Genomic DNA, 1,210 nt, shown 5'->3' with positions numbered 1-1,210 from the left:
CAACAGGAAATAAAACACGGCTCTATAAATCTAAAAGGTATAGATATCTCCTTCTCTACAAGTCTCGGAATTGCGAAGTGCATTGATCAAATATTCACTTGGGATCAGTTGTACGATGACGCAGATCAAAATCTATATCACGTGAAAAAAAGCCTAACGCACTAAGGTATATTTGATATCAATTCTGTCGCGATACTGAGTGTTTTGCCTGTCTTTTTAATTTCGGTTTCTGGCAATATATCAAGGCTAGGCCATAACCCGTTTCCAAGCGCGTTGATATATCCCTGATTCAATCCTGCACTTTGCATAAGGGCCTGTGTGTTCTTAAAGTCATAACAGAGACGATGCCAGCTGACCTCTAAACCTTCTGCATTTGGTGTTATTAGCATATACCAGACATCTGCAGTTGCGTCATTTGCGGGCATTCCAATAACGCCGGCATTCAACCATGCCTTGTCTTCAATCAACTCTCCAAAAGGCAAGCCACAATGTCCGCCAATAATTATGTCGGAGTCGGTTTGCTTAAGTTGCTGTAGTTTGTCCGTCGTAGAGCTTGACCTAAAGATAAATTGACTCTGTTGGTTCACTCCGCCATGGATGACAATGATGGTTTTACCGTGGTAGTTAATCTTTAGATTATTGGGAAGGTCTGCCATCCAGACTTTCTGATCTTCACCAATTCTTGCTTTAGAGTATTCGTACCATTGTTTTGACGCGAGGTCGCACGACGAGTTTTCCTCAAATCCGCAGCCACAATCGAATTTATCGTTTCCTAATGCGTCTTCACAATTGCCTTGTACAACGTGAATACCCCAATCATGAATTAAGTCAGTACACTCTCGCGGCGAGGCGCAATATGCAACAATATCGCCTGTGCAAATAACGTTGCTTTTGGGAATTTTTAGCTCAACGGCTTTTTCACGAATTGCCAGAGTGGCGGCCAAATTACTATATGGCCCGCCAAACACGAGTAAGGGTAAGTCTTGTCTTACTTCAATGAGCACACTAGACCCCTGACAATTGTTGGGTGCGTGGTTTATTCATAATTAGAGAAATAAAGAATGCAGTGCACCCAATCGCTAATACGCTCAATGAAATCCACAGAAGCTTCGTATATTTATGTGCGTCACCGAGTAATGCTGTATGCCCTGATGATTCAGTAAAATATAAGGCAGCACCGCCGATAGCGCTAATGAATGAGCATAAGTAA

1 protein-coding gene and 1 pseudogene are annotated in these 1,210 nt (G+C 42.4%); both read right to left on the bottom strand.

Annotated features, from left to right (window positions below; translation table 11 throughout):
- Positions 1–161: 161 nt before the first annotated feature.
- A complete protein-coding gene (locus A3738_RS19195) occupies positions 162–1,004 on the bottom strand; it encodes a metallophosphoesterase (RefSeq protein ID WP_156502731.1) in 843 nt (280 codons plus the stop codon).
- 1 nt (position 1,005) lies between these two features.
- A pseudogene (locus A3738_RS32080) lies at positions 1,006–1,210 on the bottom strand (sodium:proline symporter); the annotation flags it as partial.

It is taken from the genome of Oleiphilus sp. HI0066 (genome assembly GCF_001635725.1).
Note: the sequence above shows the minus strand (reverse complement) of the source record. Positions and strands in the feature narration are given on the sequence as shown.